Origin of the sequence: Vibrio sp. 10N.247.311.13 (assembly GCF_041467595.1) — a bacterium.
Classification (GTDB): Bacteria; Pseudomonadota; Gammaproteobacteria; order Enterobacterales; family Vibrionaceae; genus Vibrio; species Vibrio crassostreae_C.
Genome location: NZ_JBFSUX010000003.1, coordinates 15,552 through 34,861, shown reverse-complemented (window position 1 = coordinate 34,861; position 19,310 = coordinate 15,552). Strand labels below are relative to the sequence as shown.

The following is a 19,310-nucleotide window of genomic DNA, read 5'->3' as shown; positions in this document are numbered from 1 at the left end:
CAGTCTAGCGCGTTAGGACGCGGTCAATAATTGACTCGTTTCGTCAAAGTGATTTTTCTCTATGACCCCTTCTAAGCGACAAAACTTTTTTCAAGATAAGCGCATGCTATAAAACGAAAATAACAACCTTAAAGAGCTTGTTTGGTGCCTTAAAATGGCTAAATTGGGGTGTTTTAAGTTGCTGTTTTTATTGGTTTTTAATTTAGTGTTTTCTTGAGATCGCAATGATAGTCTTAGCGTAATTTCTTTAGGGGGCTAAATGGACACCAATAACAGCACTTATCATCACCACAGTTTTGCTCAGCAAGACTTATCAGAGCTTACATTTATAGCCTGCACGTTTATCCGTTGTGATTTCAGACGTTCTAACTTACGTGATGCAACGTTTATTAACTGTAAGTTTATTGAGCAAGGCGATATTGAGGGATGCCACTTTGATATTGCCGACTTACGAGATGCAAGCTTTCAGAATTGTCAGTTGGCGATGGCGAATTTCAGTAACGCGAATTGTTATGGTATTGAGCTACGTGAATGCGACCTGAAAGGGGCGAACTTCACTCGTGCGAATTTTGCCAATCAGGTAAGCAATAGAATGTACTTTTGCTCAGCATATATTACGGGCTGTAACCTGTCATACGCCAATTTTGAACAAGCTTGTTTAGAGAAGTGCGAGCTGTTTGAGAACCGTTGGATAGGCACTTACCTTGGCGGCGCGTCACTAAAAGAGTCCGATCTTAGCCGAGGTGTGTTCTCGGAGGAAGTATGGGGGCAATTCAGTATGCAAGGTGCTAATTTATGCCATGCTGAATTAGAAGGGTTGGACCCAAGAAAAGTGGATACAACAGGAATCAAAATTGTTGCGTGGCAGCAAGAGCAACTGCTTGAAACCATGGGTATTGTGGTCATGCCCGATTAATAGAGGCAGTGAGGTAGAGTGAGTCGATAGTGAACGTTGTTGTTTTGTATTATTAATGCCTGCTACACTATAGCTTCGCGGCTGCACATGTTTATATTCAGTTTAATCTAGAGAAAATTATGACTATAGAAAATGTGCTTCCTGAAGATTATGCAGAGATGCTTAAGGTTTGGGAGAATTCGGTCCGAGCAACTCATGACTTTATTACAGAAGAAGATATTGAGTTTTTTAAACCTATCATCATGGAACATGCTCTCCCTGCGGTTTCTTTGAAATGCGTTAAAAATGAAAGTGGTTCGATTGTTGGCTTCATGGGTGTCCATGATGCAAAAGTTGAGATGCTTTTCGTTTTGAATGAAGTTCGAGGACAAGGCGTAGGTACGGTGCTGTTGCAACATGCCATTGAGCAGTTAGCAGCCACCAAAGTTGATGTTAATGAGCAAAACCCACAAGCGGTAGGTTTCTATCAGCACATGGGGTTCAAAATTGAATCACGCTCCCCACATGATGACATGGGAAAACCATTTCCAATTCTGCATATGACGCTGTAAGACTCGGTTGTCGTATCACTCGGTTGTAATCAACCACAGTCGCTAGAAGAAAAGCCCAAAGCTAATAACTTTGGGCTTTTCCGTATTAAGTCGCATGCATTTTATAATGAAGTTTAGAAAAGATAATGCTTGGCGAATATTGAGCTGATTAGTGCATACCTGAGCGCATTTTATCGGCAAGCGCAAAGAAGACAAACAGCACAAAACAGACTAGAGCAACACCTAGTGATACTAAGATCGTTGTTGCGTCTTTTGAAACCAGTGGTACGACGATAGAAGCTAACGCTACCAAGATAATAAAGATATGAACGATCCGACCAGGGATTGGATTTTTATGACAGAATGAAGCCCATAGGTAACGCATTTTTAACACCAGTATAATATTAGTGGGTTTATTCTATTTCCCTAGTGAGTGTTTTGTAAATATCTTTTTCACTACAGGTGACTGTAAATATGATCTAGGCCTTTGTGTTATAAAACTGATTAAATAACATAAAGTTACCTCTTGTTGATAGAATGGTTACCATCTATATGATAATTCATAATATTCCGTATTCTTTATGATGATAAGTCAAAAATTGTCCGATTTTTGGTTTCTTGACTGAAGGTCTCATTTATTGAGTGTTCTATTAAGGGACCGTTTGCTTATCATTATTTGTCTCGTCAATGTTTACATAATTAGAATCATTTTTTAGTCTATGATGGGGTTTATGTTATTTATCAAAGAGATTTTTTGATTTGAGATCGCGGCAATCTCGTTCGCAATTCTGTTTGATATACTCAATGTACATTCGATAAATGTGATGGAGATGATATGTCGAAAACCGCGAAGATCATTAATGAAGATAAGCTGGTAAAAAAAGCAGTTGAAGTCGGTTTTAAGATGGCTAAGCTACAAGGTTTTGATTTGCCAAATTCATCCCAACCGATAAAGGTTAAAGCGGTGTACTTGTTCCTTGTTGAAGTCAATCAGATCACACCGTTACCGGACGATAAGCTTGATGGCGCGAACATCAAGAAGCGTTTAGCACTCTGGCTTCATAAGGCACTGCCGGACAATGACCCGCTGAAGTAAACTTGTATTACCTCATTTTTTATATTTGAAACCTAGCGATTTTTCGCTGGGTTTTTTGCTTTATGGAGCAGTAAAAATTTGAGGGTGTAGAAAATGAAAAGATACCCACCTAAGTCTATCGTTGCATTCTTGTTTTTGACTATATCAGCGCTGGTTTTAGTTGCGGCTGTCGTGCTTCAAATTCGCGGTGAACAAGCGTGCGATAAAACAACGCTGATAATTAGATTAAGAGCCATGCTATTGAAACATCGCTCTTTTTTAGATTTGGATACGCGCTTTCTTGTTTAATCGCGAGTTTGTTCGGCATTCAAATGCCGAATCAACTTGGCTGGAGTGCCGCCGTACAGGCAATCTGGTGGTACATCACTGTTAACCACTGAGTTCGCTGCGATAACAGAGCGAGCGCCAATCGTAACGCCTTGGTTGATGACTGAGTTTCCACCAATCCACACATCGTCTTCGACTGTGATAGGTAGGCAGAAAGTTTCCCACTTACGGCGGCTGAGATAATCCAGTGAGTGGGAGGCTGTGTAAAACTGGGCACTTGGCCCTATCAATACATTGTTACCAATCTTGATATTCGCGCCATCAAGCATCACCACGTTCATGTTGATAAAGGTGTCGTCACCGATCTCGATGGTTTTGCCAAACTCGCAATGAAAAGGAGGACGGACAACGCTGCTTCCTACTTTACCAAACAGATTAGCCTGAAGACTTGGTAGTTGAGTATCGTCTGAACATTGATTCAAGTCTGATAGCGCCTTGCTGGCGTGAGTGCGCATGTGGTCTACCTCATGGTCTGCGCCATCAAAAATCTCGCCGGACAGCATTTTCTCGAGTTCTGTTTTCATTGTTTGCATCCCATTCGTCAACATCGATATTAGAATACGGATAATTGGACATAAAAAAAGAGAAAAGCCTAAGCCTTTCTCTTCCTGTTTTTCTACTTAGCAATCAAGATTGCTCAAATTAGATTTGCTCAACGAAACCCATTAGGTGCTGTTTCACTTCGTCTGAAGCAAAAGCGCTCTCTACAGAGTACTTGTAGATCTCTGCGTAGTCTTCTTGTGTTAGACCGAACGTTTCACATACACGCTTCACTTCGTTAGTCATGGTTGTGTTCGACACAGTGCGGTTGTCTGTGTTGATCGTTACAACGATGCCGTCTTTCTTGAATTCAGCAATTGGGTGGTCGCTGAATTTGTGAATACATTTAGTTTGCACGTTACTTGTTGGGCAAGTTTCAAGCGCAACCTGCTTCTCTTTAACGATGTTGTACGCGTCTTCGTTACCTTGGATGTGGACACCGTGGCCGATACGCTCAGCGTCAAGCAGTGTGACTGCATCGTAAACGTTCTGACCATGCCATTGCTCACCTGCGTGAACCGTCACACGGTAGCCTTGTTCAATAGCGTATTGCGTGTACTCAGGGAATTCAGCGCAGAAGCCCGGCTTTTCACCGCCTGCAATATCAAACGCAACCACGCCTTTACCAAGGTATGGTTTACCAGCGTCGATTACATCTTTGATTGAGTCTTTCGGGAACATACGAAGTACAGACATGATGTAGTTGCCCTTAATGTCGTATTTCTCTTCTGCACGCTTCATGCCTTTAACCGCACTTGCGATGATTGCATCAAGAGACAAGCCCTTGTTTACGTGCAGAATCGGTGCAAAGCGAACTTCTAGGTACTTAACGTTCTCTAGTGCTGCGTCTTCGTAAAGCTCAAAAGAGATACGCTCAATCGCTTCTTCCGTTTGCATCACTTGCAGTGGCAGGCTAAAGCAAGCTAGGTACTCATCAAGGTTTTTGCAATCTTCAGGCACTGTTAGAGACTTTACTACCGCTTCACGGTCTTCTGGAAGTTCGATTCCGTACTGTTTCGCCAGATCAATAATGGTGTCTGGACGAACACTTCCGTCTAGGTGGCAGTGCAGATCAATCTTAGGGAGTGCTAGAAAGTTCATGAGTATTCCTTAGGTCTATTATTTTTTGAGTTATTAACTCATAGGTTACATGGGCTTAAATTAACAAGTTTGTGATATGATTTAAAGTGACATAAAGTCATCATTAATCTGAATCTAAGGAATATCATGGTAGATGTTAAAAGCTTACTCAAATGTGATATGAATTTACTGCTGTGTTTACACGTGTTGCTTGAAGAGCGCAGCGTGAGCAAAACGGCAGAGCGATTGTTCCTTAGTCAGTCTGCGGTGAGTAAACAACTCACTAAGCTGCGTTCTTTGTTTGACGACCCTTTGTTTGAACGTGAGTCAAAAGGCCTGTTTCCAACACCGAAAGCCACCTCTTTAGCGCCTAAAATTCATCAAATCCTTCTGCAAGTTGAACAGCTAACCGTGCCGGACATTTTTGAGCCGAAAGACAGCGAACGTACTTTTAATATCGATCTTGTTGAAACCGCTTATACCGCGATTTACCCTAAATTTATGCCTAACGCGCTAGCAGATGCGCCGAACATTACGGTAAACAGCACGACTTGGAGCAGCGAAACCTTTAAGCGCTTACTAAAGCGTGAGGTCGATTTCGGGATTGGAATTTTTGAGCTCGATGAAAGGGCTAGCACCCACATTCAAAATATCCCTGCCGAGCTAAACCACGTCGAGTTGCTGCAAGATTACTCTGTGTGCTTGATGCGAAATGATCACCCAGTACTTCAAGAAGAGTGGAATCTGCAAGCCTTCCTTAAATACCGTCATATTCAGTTGGTGACCGGTGGCGTTGGCGACTGGTTGCTACTGGAAATCTTGCAAGCCAAACAGCTTCAAATTAACAAAGCCGCCAACGTGTCGGACATCACCAGCGCAGTAAAGCTGTGCAAACAAAGCGATTTGCTGATGTGTTATCCGTACAACTCGGTTCGTGACTATATTGAGAGTGGCGAACTGGTGATGAAGCCGATTCCTATTGAGTTGGTTCCCGGTGGTTTGTTTTTGCTTTGGCACCGTTACTTTGATTCTGAACCAAGCCACAAATGGCTTCGCGACCTCATAGTCAATAAGACCCAAGAACCTCAGCTGTAAACCGCGAGCTACGATGATCAAAACGGCGAAATAAGTTTTTTTAAATTTATTTCGTTTTTTTAGAATGAGCATTGTCTTATTACGGGTGCCAAATGCCCGCCAAGAATGAGATATCTAAATGAATCCAATGCCATCGATTCGTTGGTGTTGATTGATTAGTGCTTAATCCTGATGACAGACAGACAGACAGACAGACAGACAGACAGACAGAAGTAAGGCCAACGTGTATACGCTGGCCTTTTTTATGGTTCTTCGCAGATTAGTGCCAAGTTGGATAAGCGACTCGGCTTGTTGTTACGTTATGCTGGAACCTTAAAACAAGAAACTTGATTGCTGTATTTTGGTACGAAGCACAATTTGTCTGCCGACATTTTTAAGCCGTTTTGCATCTGGATATGTGTTACCGCCCAAATCACGCAGCCATGAGGCAAATTGAATAGCGAGCGAGTTTGAGTGAACAACACGCCGTCATCATAGGCTGGTGTAATGTTCGTCGCTTTGCCTTGCCACGCCTTATGAGTGGTTTGCACATCAATATTTGGAACAATCAATGAGAGCATTTCTGGCTCAACGTCTTTTACGACTTTCAAGCAGATACGACACCCATCGTAGTATTGTTCTATCCAGATTTTATGTGGAATAGCGTGATCATCCCAACCCAGTTGTAAGATATGTTCCATGACTTTGTCCTTGGTATCTAAGAAGGAAAGGCAGTGCTCAACACTGCCTGAATTAGCTCAAATATTATTCGTAACTTAAACCATGTCCGAACGGGTAAAGGGTGTCGGCTTGATCATACCCAGGGTAGTCTGAGTCTTGGTTTTGAATGGCTTGGGCACTGTTCGCTAAAGCAAATGGCAGTTTTCCTTGAGGAGCAAAGTTGCCTGAAAGTACTTCCATTAGGTTGCTGTCCGAGACACCAAATGTGGCGATCACGGCACCGGCTTGCTTAAGATTACTTTGATCGTCTAGCACGAAGGGTTGTCTAAAGTTGATGGACAATACCGTTTTGTCAGCGCCCACTTCGTTCATAACGGCTTTAATGTCGCTTAGGCTTGGTTCAATATGCCAAGATGCAGCTGTAGCCATTTCACTGAACGCAAGAATATCGAGTTCATCTGGGTTCGCGCCACCAAAGATAAGATCAGGATCTGAGCCTTCGTTAGATACGCGAACACGAATAACCGCATAGTCCGTATCGGCTGGTACTGGTGGACGCGTTTCTCCCGCTTCGTAATCTCCGGAAGTCACGGTAAAGTTGTACTTGTCGTCTCCTGCAATGTTTTCGTCCATTCCCATGACATACAGAGCAACAGGATTTTGTGCGGTTGATTCAGCTAGAGGTAAAGTCTTATTGGTATTTTGAAGTAATACGACAGACTTTTTCTGTGCGTAATCAGCGCGTTCTTGGTACTTCTCGTTGCCTAAAATCTCTTGGGCTTTTTTCTCATCAACGTAAGTGTTTTCGAAAAGGCCAAGCTTGAATTGTTCTTCAAGTAAGCGTGTGACTGATAGGTCGACACGCTCTTCGGTAAGCAGATCTTTTTCCACGAGTTTCACGATGACTTCTTTATCATGGAAACCTGAAAGAACATCGACTCCAGCTTCGACCGCCATGGCAACCTGCTCATCAATCGTTTTGTGTTCCACACCCCATGCACGATCGCCAATAATGCCGGTATCTGAGTTCACGTTACCTGTGTAGCCCAATTCGTCTCTGAGAAGGTCGGTAACAATGCCTTTTGAGAAGGACATACCAACATCGTTTGGCATCCACTTTTGATCTACAGGGATGCCGTAGTAAGGCATGATTGAAGAAGCGCCAGCCTCAATCGCAGCAATAAACGGTTTTAGGTGGTAATCAAAATTGTTCTTTGGATAGACTTGGTTTTTACCGAAGTCATAATGTGGGTCACCACCGTTTTCTTGTGGACCGCCACCAGGGAAGTGTTTGATGGTTAGCGCGATACTGTCTTCGTTGACCTCACCGCCATCCTGCAACCCTTTGATAAGTGAGCGCATAATGTCAGACGCTAAATCTGCATCTTCGGTAAAGGTTTCGTGTACTCGGTACCAACGAGGTTCTGTCGCCAAATCCATCATGTATCCGTACATACTGCGTAGGCCAATTGAAGACCATTCTTCATTCATGATACCTGCAAATTCAGTGATTAAATCCATGTCGCGAGTGGCTGCTAAACCTGCCTCTTTAGGCCAAGCAGAAAAGGCACCTGAAGAAACGTTGATCCCTGCTTTAGCTGATGGATCTATGTGGTTACGAGCATTGGATTTGAATAGAGCGGGGATACCCATTCGCGTCTGTTCACGCAGTTCTTGAACACTATTCATGAACTGGGCAGCTTCTGTTGGGGTTATCTGACAACCTGAACGGCCTGAATCGCAATCAGGCGCATTGGTAGGTGTTTCAACTACGCTGTTACGGAAGATAAAGCGCGTCATTTGGGCATCGGCAATCATGTCTTGTCCTTTACTACTAACGAGCCCACCTTTGGACGAGTTTAAGGTGTCAATGAGCATCATGCCGGCTTTCTCATCTAGCGTCATGCGGCTAACCAAGTCTGCTGCTCGCTCTTCTGGAGATAATCGCCAGTCTTCAAAGGGTTCAAGTGTTCCATTGCCGTTAGAATCTCGGAATTGGTAACCTTCAACGTTCAATACATCATGAACACGAGAGTGAACTTGGGGTTGTTGGAAGTTATTGTCGCTATCAGATGAGTTGCATCCTGCAAGAAGCAACGCGATTGCTATAGGTGTCAGGGTAAGACGCTTCATGGTCACGATCCTATTGTTAGTATAATAATAAGTACATGACCAATTTTAATAATTAATGGACTATTGGTTAACCAAAATAGGTCAAACTAAAGGTTTGGATCACCATATAAATTTAATTGGTGATTTAATTCAATTTAGTATTGGAAATATATTGACGAAGTTTAAATAACGTAAACTTAACTAGATTTAATTTTTTGATATCCAATTAATCCCCCATTTAATTAGTGATGTATTACTTCCATATTTTAAATTTAGAATAAAAAATATATTGCCTATTTTATAGTTAACAATCTGCGTTGATGTAAACGATAGATAGTGACCATGTTGGTGACAATAAAGGTGATTTCGACAAAGGACCCGCCAATCGAACCAATCCAAATGTTATGGCTAGCCCAACAGAAAGAATTGAATAAGATCAAGGACCTCAATGCGATGCCTTGTCTTGAAAAGAGTGCCCATGTCGCAACGGATGAACCAACAACCGTAATAAATTCAAAGAAATGATTCATGTTGGGTAAAGTCATGCACCACATCAAGCCAATAAAGAACCACATCACTTTGCGCGATTGAGTTTTTATCGATACATAGCTGCGAATAGCATTAATAATTACGCCTATAGCCGCCACTATGGCGCCCATTAATATGAAATGGATACTCATTACAAAACAAAAGATCATCATCTGGTAGCGAAAACGCATATCATCTTTTTGCCAAAAGGCCATTACACCGATACAAAAAGCCAGGCCGCCAACTCCTTGTGTTATCCAGTTTTCCATATTTAGCCTTTATTTTTAAGATGCTATCGAGCACGATTAAATATTAACTTTGAAAGAATAATGCTCAACCATAAAATAACCCTCCAAAAGGAGGGCTAGATATAACGTCAAAATGCTATTGCATTAGGTTTAATTGACTAACTGAACGGCTTCACGAGTTAAATGAGCCAGCTCTTCCCAATTGCCTTCTTCAATCAGCTTCTTATCCACCATCCAAGTACCGCCACATGCGAGCACGCGAGGTATCGCTAGGTAGTCTTTAATGTTTGTTGGGTTGATACCACCGGTCGGCATGATTTCAATATCCGTGTAAGGCGCAAGAAGTGACTTAACCATGTTGATGCCACCTGATGCTTCAGCAGGGAAGAACTTCAATGTGGTTAAGCCCATTTCTAGAGCGGCTTCTACTGTACTCGGGTTGTTGACCCCAGGAATGATATCAATACCAATCTCTTGGCAGGCTCTTACCGTGTTTGGATTAAATCCAGGAGAGACGACGAACGTTGCGCCTGCTTCTTTAGCCGCAATAGCTTGCTCACGATTGAGCACAGTGCCTGCGCCGATCAACATATCTGGTTGTGATTCACGAAGTAGACGAATAGCTTCAACTGCAGCTTCCGAACGGAATGTAATTTCTGCTGCAGGTAAACCATTTTCAGCTAACACTTTACCCAGAGGGATGATGTCTTCAGCGTTGTCGATAGCGATCACAGGGATAACTTTCAGTGTTTTCAGTTGTTGTTTGATGTTAGACATTGGTATTCCTTAAATGGCTGTGATGGCCGCTTGAGTGAGTTCTTTTGCAATAATGGCACCACGATGTTGGATAACGACGCCTGCCATGGTATTGCCGCGCTGGCATGACTTTGTTAAGTCTTCGCCCGCAAGGTAAGCCGATAAAAATCCGCCATTGAATGAGTCTCCTGCCGAGGTCGTATCAACGACATGATCAACAGGCAGGGTTGGCACCGCTAGTGGAGCCGAAGCGGCACCAGAATCTGGGTGTATGTTACTTTGTATGGTGGCATCTTGAATGAGACAGCCATCTGCACCCAGTTTGACGATGCATCGCTTAACACCCAGCGTCGTTAGACGTTCGATAGTTTGTTCTGGAGAGCTATCGCCCCAAATTAATTGTTCATCATCGAATGTGACCAACGCTAAATCCGTCAATGTATACATGGCCTGGTAGCTGTTTTTGACGGTTTGGTTTTCGTCTTGTGGCCAAAGTGCAGGGCGGAAGTTACTGTCGAAGGCAATCTCAACACCTTGTGCCTTCAACGCAACCAAGATGTTCAATAGCTCGATACGATCTTGTTCAGGCAGAATCGCTAATGTGATGCCGCTGAGAAAGACCATATCGACATTGCGCAGTGCCTGCTTTATCTGATTGAAATCTGGGTGCTGTAGCAGGTAGCGTGCAGCCGACTGGTTTCTCCAGTACAGAAAGGTACGTTCACCTGCGTCATCAAGCTGAATTAGGTATAGACCCGGAGTACGTTGGCTGTCTTGTAGAACAAGGTCCGTCGACACCCCCTCTTGTTGCCAGCGTTCTAACATTCCCTTGCTAATCGGGTCTGCGCCCAAAGCCGTGACGTAGGACACTTTTATGTCATCTTGATTGAGGTTGGCCTCGCAGCCGCGGCTTAGATAGACCGCAGCATTGAGTGTGTCCCCGCCAAACGTTTGATGCATTGAGCCGAACGGTTTGCCGTTCAGCTCGATCATGCACTCACCAATAATGGCGATATGTTTCATGGGTTACGCCCTCTCTTCGAAGTAGCGTTTTGCGTTTTCAAAGCAGATGTCTTCGACCATAGGGCCAAGCAGTGACATGTCGTTTGGCACCTCGCCGTTTTCAACCCAACGACCAAGCATGTCACACAGAATTCGGCGGAAGTATTCGTGGCGTGTGTACGACAAGAAGCTGCGAGAGTCAGTCAGCATGCCGACAAACTGGCTAAGCAGACCAAGTTGAGATAACTGTTCCATTTGGCGTTGCATGCCGTCTTTCTGATCGTTGAACCACCAACCAGAACCAAACTGAACTTTGCCCGCGATGCCGCCACCTTGGAAGTTACCAATCATGGTTGCCATCATCTCGTTATCGCGAGGGTTTAAGCAGTAAAGAATGGTGCGAGGTAACTCGTTGCTTTGATCCATTTCGTCTAACAGGTGAGCCAATTCGAAGGCAAATGTCTTGTCGCTGATCGAATCAAATCCTGCATCAGCACCTAACAGTTGGAACATACGTGTGTTGTTATTGCGTTGAGCACCAATGTGAAGTTGCATTACCCAACCCATTGCGGCGTAGCGCTTGCCTAACCAAACTTGAACCGCTGTTGAGAACTGTGCACATTCTAAATCGGTGAGTGTTTCGCCGCTGAGGCGTCGAGTTAGCAGGGCATCCAGATCGGATTCTGATGGAATCGGCGCGTAGCGAACCACTTCGATACCATGGTCTGCTGCGCGGCAACCATGGTCGTTGAAATGCGCTAGGCGGCTGTCTAAAGCATTCAATAGGTGATGGAAGCGCGTGATCTCAACGTCAGCAACCGTGCTTAACTTTTGCAGGTAATCAGCAAAGCCATCGAGTTCAATTTTGAATGCTTTATCCGGGCGCCAACTTGGAAGAACCTTCACATCAAAAGTGCAGTCTTCTGCGATCGCTTTGTGGTGTTCAAGAGAATCAATAGGATCGTCTGTCGTACCTGCCATTACCACATTCATCTGTTGCATGATGCCGCGAGCACTAAATTCTGGTGTCGCTAATAGCTCGTTGCCTTCGTGCCAAATTTGGTCTGCGGTTTCTGGACCAAAGAGAGTGCCAGTAATACCAAATGGGCGGCGTAGTTCTAAATGAGTCCAATGGTAAAGTGGGTTGCCCAAGGTTTGAGGGACGGTTCTAGCCCAGGCCATGAACTTATCATAATCGCTTGCGCCTCCAGTAATCAGACGCTCATCAATCCCTGCTGAACGCATACCACGCCATTTGTAGTGGTCACCTTCAAGCCAAATCTTAGACATGTTTTCGAACTGACGATCTTGAGCCACTTCTGCCGGGTTTAGATGGCAGTGATAGTCATAAATCGGCTGGTGGCTTGCGTGTTCATGGTACAAACGACGTGCAGTCTCATTCGACAGTAAAAAGTCTTCACATAAGAAATTCTTCATTGTTTGTACTCCTTATAACGCAGCCACGGTCGCAACGGCACCGTGTTCAATTAATGATTGGTACGCTGAACTTACCGCATCAATGACCTGCGGGTCTTGGCCTAGCTCGGCAGGGAAAATCGCTTCAACCGCAAGTAATGCTGGAACCACAGAAACATTGAGTCCATGCTGGTCGCAGATCTGGCGAAGTGTGTCTGCCATTGGATCGCGGACATCAATCTCATTGCCTTGCTCATCAACGCCAGATACATAGCGCATCCAGCCAGCGATGGCGGTTGCAAGCCACGAGAAATCTGAGCCTTGATCTAAATGGAATCGTAAGCTGCCACCCATACGTTGAGGGATCTTCTGGCTGCCATCCATCGCAATCTGCCACGTCTTGTGCTTCAAGCTTGGGTTAGTGAAGCGGTTGATCAGCAAGGTTGCGTAACCTTCTAAATCAGTCCCTTCAGGCATCGTTAACGAAGGTGCCTGTGATTTCATCATCATGTCAAAAGCGGCTTTTCGGTAGCCAGCATCCGTCATAGTGTCGGAAATATGGTCGTAGCCACCAAGGTATCCAAGGTAAGCAAGGAAAGAGTGACTGCCATTGAGCATGCGCAGTTTCATCTCTTCGTAAGGCACTACATCTTCTACGAACTCTGCGCCAGCGACATTCCAATCTGGACGACCTGCCACAAAGTTATCTTCAATCACCCATTGGCGGAAGGGTTCACAGGCGATGCCACATGGGTCTTCACAACCAAGCAGTTCTGCAATTTCTGTCAGTGTTTCTTCTGTTGCTGCGGGTACGATACGGTCAACCATGGTGCATGGGAAGGTGACATTGGTTTCAATCCAATCACGTAATTCTGGGTCAAGCAGTTGAGCAAACTCAATGATCGCTGCTTTTGCTACATGACCGTTCTCTTGCACGTTATCGCAAGACATGACCGTGAATGGTGTTAAGCCACGTTCACGTCGAATTTTGAGCGCTTGCACAATGTAACCTAATGCTGATTTAGGTTCGCTTGGGTTAGCTAGGTCAGCGATGACTAATGGGTTATTTTTGTCGAGTTTTCCTGTCGCTGGGTCTGCGCAGTAGCCTTTCTCTGTGATGGTCATAGAAACGATAGCCACTTGAGGTTCGGCCATTTTTTCTAATACGGTTTCGATGCCGTCTAGGCTTGGGTGAAGAGATTCGGCCACTGAGCCGATCACTTTAACGTCTGTGGATTCAGCGCCTTTTTCAGCAACCGTGTAAAGGTGATCTTGCGTGCGAAGTGATTCAATTAAGTCTTCGCCTCCGAATAGGTTAATTTCGCAAATACCCCAATCAGTGCTGGTCTTGCTGAGCATTTCATTGGTGAACAACGCTTGATGCGCTCGGTGAAATGCACCGAAGCCAAGGTGCACGATACGGCTTTGGAGTGCTGAACGGTCGTAGTCAGGTCGTAGTACAGTGTTTGGCAGCGTAGAGTTAGCAACAGTCTTCATTATTCAGTTCCTTTTCCCGCCAGCGAACCAGCGGGATTTTATTATTTGATAAAGCGTTTGAGTGTTTAGCAGTCTTAGAATCTATCTGTGACCAAATTACGAACCGTAGCCCAGTACCAATTCAGGTAGGAACAAGCTCAGCTCAGGGATAAAAGTAACGGCCATTAGGGCTGCAATAAGTGCGGCATAGAATGGCAATAAAGGCTTGATGACTTTGTCGATGGCAATGTTGGCAACCGAACAACCGATGAACAGAGCACTGCCTACTGGCGGTGTACAGATACCGATAGCAAGGTTGAAGGTCATCATGATGCCGAAGTGCACAGGGTCGATGCCTAGGTCTAGCGCGATTGGTAAGAAGATTGGTGTGAAGATAAGAACCGCAGGGGTCATATCCATAAAGATGCCAACAATCAACAGAATCACGTTGATAATCAGTAGGATCATTAGTGGGTCTTCGGAAACCGCGAGTAGAGCATCGGCAATCATGTAAGGTACATCGGCGTTCGCCATTGCCCAAGACATGCCCATTGATGCGCCAACCAGTAATAGAACGATAGATGTTGTTACTGCAGACTCAAGGATGATCTTTGGAATATCACCCCATTTCACTTCGCGGTAGACAAGCACAGCTAAAACAAACGTGTATACCACAGCAATTGCGGAAGCCTCAGTCGCAGTAAAGATACCGCCAATGATGCCGCCCATGATGATGCCGATCAGTGCTAAAGAAGGTGCTGCTTTTAGGAAGGTATTCCATACCATTGATGTGGAAGGACGAGCTGCGACTGGGTAGCCACGACGTTTCGCGATAATACCTGCCACCATCATGATGCTCAGCCCCATCAATAGGCCTGGGATGTAGCCTGCTAAGAACAATGCTGCAATAGAGGTACCACCAGAAACTAATGAGAACACGATCAGCGTGTTGCTGGGTGGGATAAGCAAGCCCGCAGGACATGACGTAATATTTACCGCAGCCGAGTAGTTTTCGTCATATCCATCTTTCTTTTGCAGAGGAGACATAGTGCCACCAACTGCAGCAGCCGATGCAACCGCTGAGCCTGAGATAGACCCAAACATCATGTTTGCCATCACGTTTACGTGGGCGAGTGAACCTGGTAGACGACCACCCAACACTTTCGCGAAGTTGATCAAACGCAGCGCGATGCCGCCTTGGTTCATGATGTTGCCCGCCAAAATGAAGAACGGAATTGCTAATAGTGCAAAGTTATCAAGGCCTGCCGCCATACGTTGAGCAACTACAGCAATTGCAGGCTCAAGCGGTAAGCTCATTAAGATGGTTGCTAGTGACGATAAACCAATCGCAAAAGAGACCGGTACACCGATTGTAAGCAGTACAGCGAAACTACCGAATAATGTCAGTATTACTTGCCATTCCATTGTGAAATCCTTCTATCAATCAAGTTGTGAGTCGGTGATCAAATCGTCACCTGACATTAATTGTTTAACGCGTTCGTAGGTAAATACGACTGAGTAAAAAATCATCAAAGCGCCACTAACCGGTAAGCAGAAGTAGATGTAGCCCATTTCTAAACCTAGAGCGGGAGTCAGTTGTCCCATCGCAAGTGTTTTAGCTGCAAGTTGGCTGCCACCGTGTACCAGAACGATATAAGAGAAAGAAGCGATGGCTATTTGGATAATGATTTCGTTGATTAATTTACGTTTGCCAGTCAGCTTCATCGTAAGTAGGTCGATGGCAAGGTGGCGTTTCAGACCTGTTGTGTAAGCAGCACCAATCAGGGCTACCCACATAAAGAGGTAACGAGCGAGCTCGTCGGTAACAGTACTTGGTTTGCCAATAACATAGCGGGATAGAACCTGCCATATCACGCATAGCACCAAGAAAGACGATAGAGACACTGTAAAGGCGGCCAACCCTCTATTTATGTAACTGACCAATTTATTCATGTTTATTTCCTTTCAACAAAATTGCGTATCTCATAACAATTGGTTTACCAATGTAAGAAATTGTTTCTATGTAGGGATGGGATGTTCAAAAATCTGGCTGAATCATAAGCTATTCATTTTTTTGTTGGCGTGAGCAACTTCACAAATGATTTTGGTTGACCAATTTATGGGTTTTTATTGTGATATTGGTCAATCAATTTTAATTTCAGCTTTGACGGTTCCTTTTTTGAGCCCCAATATGAGCCCATAACAAAAAACACCCTACATTTTGGATAACCAATCCACGGAGAATAAGAATGATGATGACGCGTAAAACTTTGATTAGTGCGGTTGTCGGTGCTGCTTTGACTTTTGGAGCAACAGCTTCTGCTTATGCAGCGACAACATTGAAACTGAGCCATAACCACCCTCGTGACCATGCAGTACATGAAGCGATGACGTTTATGGCGAAAGAAGTACGTGAATTGACTGATGGTGAGGTGCGTATCCGTATTTACCCTGATGCTCAATTGGGTACACAGCGTGAATCTATGGAGCTGATGCAGAACGGCGCTTTAGATATGGTGAAAAGTAATGCTGCTGAGCTAGAAGCTTTTTCTCCTGCTTATTCATCATTCAACATGCCTTACTTATTCCGCGATCAAGCGCACTACTACAGTGTGACAGATGGTGAAGTAGGCCGTGACATTCTTAACTCTTCTCGTGATAGCGGCTTTATTGGTGTGACTTACTACGACGCTGGTGCGCGTAGCTTCTATACCAATAAGCCAATTAACACACCAGAAGATCTGAAAGGTTTGAAAGTTCGTGTTCAACCAAGCCCATCAGCAATTGCGATGGTGAAAGCGTTAGGCGGTAACCCAACGCCACTAGCTTACGGTGAGTTGTACACAGCACTGCAGCAAGGTGTCGTAGATGCGGCTGAAAATAACATTCCTTCTTTCAGCTTGAGCCGTCACAGTGAAGTGTCTAAATACTTCAGCTTAGATGAGCACACGATGGTTCCGGATGTGTTGGTTATCTCAACCAAAGCATACGATAAACTGACTGCAGAACAACAAGATGCGCTAATGAAGGCGGCAAGTGATTCATCTGAATTGATGAAAAAATTGTGGGCTGAATCGGAAGCAAAAGAGCGTGCTAAAGCCGAGAAAATGGGCGTTACTTTTGTGGAACCAGACAAGGCTGCGTTCGCACTAGCGGTTCAACCTATGTACGACGCGCTAGATAAAGCGGACCCAGAATTGAGCGCATTGATTGACCGTATTCAGGCTGTTGAATAACGAGCAAATATAGAAAAAAGAGTAATACAAAAACAAGGTGTTACTGCATTTTAAGATATAGAGGTTGACCAATTATATTTGGTCATTATGATGGCGAGAGAAATACAATGGAAAGAAGTGACAATATCATCATGATGCCTTTCGAGCCGAAAAGACCTTATCAGGAGATAGGGTTAGTACTAAGAAAAGAACTGATTGAAGGCCTGTATAAGGTCGGAGATAGGTTACCTCCAGAACGCGATATTGCTGATCGTCTAGATGTAAGCCGCACTGTGGTGCGTGAAGCGATCATCATGCTGGAGCTTGAAAACTTAGTTGAGGTGAAAAAAGGGTCGGGTGTTTATGTCCTGAACATTCCAACTCATTCTCGCGAGAATGTGGTCAGTGATGACGCTGGTCCATTCGAGATGCTGCAGGCCCGCCAATTACTGGAAAGTAATATCGCGGAGTTTGCGGCAACTCAGGTCACTCCGGGCGACATCATTAAGATGCGCTCTGCACTCGAACTCGAGCGCGAAGAGCTTGCAAGCGGCACTACCGATTGCAGCGGAGATGAAAGATTTCACATGTGTATTGCAGAGGCAACTCAAAACTCTGTGCTGGTAGATATGTTGAAACAATCCTGGGATCGACGCGAAAAGAGTCCAATGTGGAATAAACTCCACTCTCACATCAGTGGTCAAGATTACCGTGAAGAATGGTTAGATGATCACGCTCGTATCCTCGCCGCCTTACAGCGCAAAGACCCTGTCGCTGCTAAGAACGCAATGTGGCAACACCTTGAGAATGTTAAACAGCGTTTGTTAGCGCTGTCAGACATTGATGACCCAAACTTTGATGGTTACTTATTTAGCTCCAACCCAGTGGTGCTGCTTAGCTCAGAAAGCTAGTTCTGAAGCTAATGTTGAATTCAGCGACAAGGCTCCTCTTGAAAGCTGATTCATTCAATAGGTTGTAGATAGGTAATCGTCTTTAGACCGGCGTAGACCGGTGCTATCTCGGGCAGTAATTGTCATTGCTGCCATTAAGAAGTCGTTATTGCATTTAGCTTGATTAATTCGAGCCGGCTAAGTGCGTCTTAAAGAAAGGTAAGTCTCATGGAACAAACGTGGCGTTGGTACGGCCCTAATGATCAAGTTTCGCTAGACGATATTCGTCAAGCGGGCGCAACTGGTATTGTGAATGCACTGCATCATATTCCAAATGGTGAAGTTTGGACAAAAGAAGAAATCCTTAAGCGTAAAGCCATTATCGAAGAGAAAGGTTTAACGTGGTCGGTTGTAGAAAGCGTGCCTGTGCACGAAGAGATCAAAACTCAAACTGGCAACTACCAGCAGTGGATTGATAACTATAAGCAAACTCTGTCTAACCTTGCTGAGTGTGGCATCGATACGGTTTGTTATAATTTCATGCCAGTGTTGGACTGGACGCGTACCGATTTAGAATTTGAAATGCCTGATGGCTCGCGCGCACTGCGTTTTGACCAAATCGCGTTTGCGGCATTTGAGCTGCATATCTTGAAACGTCCAGGTGCAGAATCGGACTATTCAGAATCAGAGCAAGCTCAAGCGTTGGATTACTTCAACAACATGACGCCAGAGCAAATTCAGCAACTGACTAATAACATCATCGCTGGCCTGCCAGGCGCTGAAGAAGGTTACACACTAGAAGCGTTTCAAGCACAGCTAGATCGCTATGCGGGAATCGACAAAGACAAGCTACGTGAGCACATGTCTTACTTCCTCGCTGAGCTGATGCCTATCTGTGATGCGAATGGCTTGAAGATGGCGGTTCACCCAGACGATCCACCGCGTCCGATTCTAGGCTTGCCTCGCATCGTTTCAACGATCGAAGACATTGATTGGTTGACCGAGCATGTACCGAGCAAAATGAATGGCTTGACGATGTGTACGGGTTCATACGGTGTTCGTGGCGACAATGATCTGGTTAATATGATCAAAAAGCACGGTGACCGAATTTACTTTACGCACCTGCGTTCAACTAAGCGTGAAGAGAGCAACCCAATGACATTCCACGAAGCAGCGCACCTCGATGGTGATGTGGACATGTACAACGTTGTGATGGCTATTTTGGATGAAGAAAATCGTCGTGCAGAAGTGGGCGATCACCGCTTAATTCCAATGCGTCCGGATCACGGTCATCAAATGCTGGATGACCTTAAGAAAACCACTAACCCAGGTTATTCGGCGATTGGTCGATTGAAAGGCTTAGCTGAAGTTCGTGGTTTAGAGATGGCATTGAAACGCGCTTTCTATACCAAGTAACGACGGC

At 44.8% G+C, this 19,310-nt stretch carries 20 protein-coding genes; 8 read left to right on the top strand and 12 right to left on the bottom strand.

Translation table 11 applies throughout. The annotated features are described in order from the left end of the window. The first annotated feature begins 259 nt into the window (after positions 1-259). Both AB6E52_RS02145 and AB6E52_RS02140 read left to right on the top strand, forming a co-directional pair. Positions 260-916, top strand: coding sequence for a Qnr family pentapeptide repeat protein (locus tag AB6E52_RS02145; RefSeq protein ID WP_017088821.1), 657 nt, complete (start codon positions 260-262; stop codon positions 914-916). A 119-nt stretch (positions 917-1,035) separates the two neighbouring features. Next, positions 1,036-1,467: an acetyltransferase gene (locus tag AB6E52_RS02140; protein ID WP_102321249.1), complete on the top strand. Its 432-nt coding sequence runs from the start codon at positions 1,036-1,038 to the stop codon at positions 1,465-1,467. Positions 1,468-1,615: 148 nt separating this feature from the next. Here the strand turns inward: AB6E52_RS02140 and AB6E52_RS02135 are convergent, their stop codons facing one another. Beyond that, a complete protein-coding gene (locus tag AB6E52_RS02135; protein WP_065607368.1) occupies positions 1,616-1,831 on the bottom strand; it encodes a hypothetical protein in 216 nt (71 codons plus the stop codon). 450 nt (positions 1,832-2,281) lie between these two features. Here AB6E52_RS02135 and AB6E52_RS02130 point away from each other — a divergent pair, with 450 nt between their 5' ends. Then, positions 2,282-2,542 carry a DUF5062 family protein gene (locus tag AB6E52_RS02130; RefSeq protein WP_017061084.1) on the top strand — a complete coding sequence of 87 codons (261 nt, stop codon included), beginning with the start codon at positions 2,282-2,284 and terminating at the stop codon, positions 2,540-2,542. 93 nt (positions 2,543-2,635) lie between these two features. Continuing rightward, entirely contained in the window at positions 2,636-2,830 is a 195-nt protein-coding gene (locus tag AB6E52_RS02125) for a hypothetical protein (protein WP_017072485.1), read from the top strand. Here AB6E52_RS02125 and AB6E52_RS02120 read toward each other — a convergent pair. Next, the gene (locus AB6E52_RS02120) at positions 2,827-3,393 is read right to left on the bottom strand and encodes a sugar O-acetyltransferase (RefSeq protein WP_102321248.1); all 567 of its coding nucleotides are present in this window, start codon (positions 3,391-3,393) and stop codon (positions 2,827-2,829) included. The genes AB6E52_RS02125 and AB6E52_RS02120 overlap by 4 nt on opposite strands. Positions 3,394-3,511: 118 nt before the next feature. Further along, the gene (gene add / locus AB6E52_RS02115) at positions 3,512-4,510 is read right to left on the bottom strand and encodes an adenosine deaminase (protein ID WP_017061091.1); all 999 of its coding nucleotides are present in this window, start codon (positions 4,508-4,510) and stop codon (positions 3,512-3,514) included. A 126-nt stretch (positions 4,511-4,636) separates the two neighbouring features. Here add and AB6E52_RS02110 point away from each other — a divergent pair, with 126 nt between their 5' ends. Next, the gene (locus tag AB6E52_RS02110; protein ID WP_017061092.1) at positions 4,637-5,584 is read left to right on the top strand and encodes a LysR family transcriptional regulator; all 948 of its coding nucleotides are present in this window, start codon (positions 4,637-4,639) and stop codon (positions 5,582-5,584) included. Between the two features lie 299 nt (positions 5,585-5,883). Here AB6E52_RS02110 and AB6E52_RS02105 read toward each other — a convergent pair whose 3' ends face one another. The 9 genes from AB6E52_RS02105 to AB6E52_RS02065 all read right to left on the bottom strand — a co-directional run bounded on the left by AB6E52_RS02105 (position 5,884) and on the right by AB6E52_RS02065 (position 15,735). Continuing rightward, complete coding sequence (locus AB6E52_RS02105; protein WP_102321247.1) at positions 5,884-6,264, bottom strand: hypothetical protein; 381 nt, start codon at positions 6,262-6,264, stop codon at positions 5,884-5,886. Positions 6,265-6,328: 64 nt separating this feature from the next. Next, complete coding sequence (locus tag AB6E52_RS02100; RefSeq protein ID WP_102321246.1) at positions 6,329-8,377, bottom strand: glycoside hydrolase family 3 N-terminal domain-containing protein; 2,049 nt, start codon at positions 8,375-8,377, stop codon at positions 6,329-6,331. A 272-nt stretch (positions 8,378-8,649) separates the two neighbouring features. After that, positions 8,650-9,153, bottom strand: coding sequence for a YgjV family protein (locus AB6E52_RS02095; protein ID WP_017057788.1), 504 nt, complete (start codon positions 9,151-9,153; stop codon positions 8,650-8,652). A gap of 129 nt (positions 9,154-9,282) precedes the next feature. Next, complete coding sequence (locus AB6E52_RS02090; protein WP_102321245.1) at positions 9,283-9,909, bottom strand: bifunctional 4-hydroxy-2-oxoglutarate aldolase/2-dehydro-3-deoxy-phosphogluconate aldolase; 627 nt, start codon at positions 9,907-9,909, stop codon at positions 9,283-9,285. Between the two features lie 9 nt (positions 9,910-9,918). Continuing rightward, complete coding sequence (locus AB6E52_RS02085; protein WP_102321244.1) at positions 9,919-10,911, bottom strand: sugar kinase; 993 nt, start codon at positions 10,909-10,911, stop codon at positions 9,919-9,921. A gap of 3 nt (positions 10,912-10,914) precedes the next feature. Then, positions 10,915-12,327, bottom strand: coding sequence for a glucuronate isomerase (uxaC, locus tag AB6E52_RS02080; protein WP_102321243.1), 1,413 nt, complete (start codon positions 12,325-12,327; stop codon positions 10,915-10,917). A 12-nt stretch (positions 12,328-12,339) separates the two neighbouring features. After that, positions 12,340-13,803 (bottom strand): fructuronate reductase, encoded by a 1,464-nt coding sequence (locus tag AB6E52_RS02075; protein ID WP_017068140.1) that lies wholly within the window; start codon positions 13,801-13,803, stop codon positions 12,340-12,342. 96 nt (positions 13,804-13,899) lie between these two features. After that, positions 13,900-15,207 (bottom strand): TRAP transporter large permease, encoded by a 1,308-nt coding sequence (locus AB6E52_RS02070; RefSeq protein ID WP_017068141.1) that lies wholly within the window; start codon positions 15,205-15,207, stop codon positions 13,900-13,902. Between the two features lie 15 nt (positions 15,208-15,222). Further along, on the bottom strand, positions 15,223-15,735 hold the full coding sequence (locus AB6E52_RS02065) for a TRAP transporter small permease (protein ID WP_017068142.1): 513 nt from the start codon (positions 15,733-15,735) through the stop codon (positions 15,223-15,225). Positions 15,736-16,034: 299 nt separating this feature from the next. On the opposite strand from AB6E52_RS02065, the gene AB6E52_RS02060 reads away from it, so the two are divergent. The 3 genes from AB6E52_RS02060 to uxuA all read left to right on the top strand — a co-directional run bounded on the left by AB6E52_RS02060 (position 16,035) and on the right by uxuA (position 19,303). After that, positions 16,035-17,018 (top strand): TRAP transporter substrate-binding protein, encoded by a 984-nt coding sequence (locus AB6E52_RS02060; protein WP_029235323.1) that lies wholly within the window; start codon positions 16,035-16,037, stop codon positions 17,016-17,018. Positions 17,019-17,125: 107 nt separating this feature from the next. Continuing rightward, positions 17,126-17,908, top strand: a complete 783-nt coding sequence (locus AB6E52_RS02055; RefSeq protein ID WP_017068144.1) for an FCD domain-containing protein — start codon at positions 17,126-17,128, stop codon at positions 17,906-17,908. 207 nt (positions 17,909-18,115) lie between these two features. Next, positions 18,116-19,303: a mannonate dehydratase gene (gene uxuA, locus AB6E52_RS02050; protein WP_017068145.1), complete on the top strand. Its 1,188-nt coding sequence runs from the start codon at positions 18,116-18,118 to the stop codon at positions 19,301-19,303. Positions 19,304-19,310 lie beyond the last annotated feature (7 nt).